Annotated in this window: 1 protein-coding gene; it reads left to right on the top strand. The window is 68.8% G+C overall.

The window, feature by feature from the left end; all coding sequences use genetic code 11:
• Positions 1-349 precede the first annotated feature (349 nt).
• Positions 350-1,356: cache domain-containing protein (locus tag Q7A36_RS39810; protein WP_305109323.1), on the top strand; the 1,007-nt coding region annotated here is incomplete at its 3' end.

Below are 1,356 nucleotides of genomic sequence, written 5' to 3'. Positions count from 1 at the left end.
GGAGGCGACGAAGCCGACCTTGGCTTCGTGGATGGACGTGGCCACCCGCTCAAGCTCCAGGCGGCGCGTGACATCCGCTGTATAGAGGGGCCGCGGCGGATCACCCCGGCAGCATCGCGCAGCAGCCCGGGGGACCACTCGAGGATGAACTCCGAGCCGTCCTTGCGTGGGTTGACGGCCAGCGCGGCATTCCGGTTGGCCGGAACACGCCGGCAGCCGCGGGACGCACCGTCGCTGACCAACCGCAGGCACAGTGGGTCGAAGCGGTCGAGGCACCAGATCCATTGTCGTTGCCGCCCTGGTCGGCGAAACAGGATCTGGCCATCATGCCGCCTCAAGCAAGGATCCCATGCCGGCCTCCAACCCATGGCGTGTTCGTGCGCGCCCATCCTTCTGGCGTGCGTTGGTCGGCGCCACGCTGGGTTTGGCCGTCGCGGTCGGCGCCGCCACCTACGTCGCGCGACAGCGCGAGGTAGTGCTGCGAGACGCCGAACGTGAGTTACAGAATCTGGGCTTGGTACTTGCGAACTGGGTCGAGGCCGGCTTCCGCTCGATCGAGCAGCTCGAGGTCGGTGTGCTGGATTGGATCCACGCCGAAGGTATCGACGAGCCCGGCGATTTCACCGCGCGACTCAGCTCCCGTGACGTGCACGAGGCTTTGCGGGCGCGCGCCGCGGCGCTGCCGCGGGTGCGGCGCCTCTTCGTCACGAACGCGGAGGGCAGGACCGTCGCCAGTTCCAGCTCCTGGCCGCCCCCGAACTTCACCTCGGCGGGGCGGGACTTCTTCGATGCCCTCCGCGGTGATGCCAGGCGAGACGGGGTGCTGAGCGCGCCCTCACAGAGCCTCGTCGATCGGCGTTGGACCATCTACGTCTCGCGCCGGATCACCGCGCCGGATGGACGCCTTCTCGGCACGGTCGTCGCCGCCATCGACCTCGGCTATTTCGAAGACTTGTTCGCTGGCCTCGCCCTTGGCCCGCAGAGCGCGGTCGGACTCATCCAGCGCGACGGTGAGCTGCTCGCCCATCACCCACGGCTCGAGCGGGCCATCGGCGTTCCCATTGCCAAGAGCACCCTGCTCGAGCGGATCCTGTCCGCTCCGAAGGATAATGTCCTGCGTGGCCCGAGCCCGCTGGACGGTGTCGATCGCGTCCAGGCGGTGCGGTCTCTCGATGGCTACCCGCTGGTCATCTTGGCGACGCGCGCGACAGATGGGGTCCTCGCGCCCTGGTGGCGGGAGGCTCAGGGGATCGCACTTGCGGTGCTGCTGGTCGAAGGGCTGATCCTCGGCATCGCGCTGCTCACCGACCGCATGGCGCGGCAACGGACGGCGCTGCACCGCCTGGCTCTCGAGCG

The organism is Paracraurococcus lichenis (assembly GCF_030657435.1).
In the GTDB taxonomy this organism is placed as follows: domain Bacteria; phylum Pseudomonadota; class Alphaproteobacteria; order Acetobacterales; family Acetobacteraceae; genus Paracraurococcus; species Paracraurococcus lichenis.
This window is presented reverse-complemented; position numbering and strand designations above follow the sequence as displayed.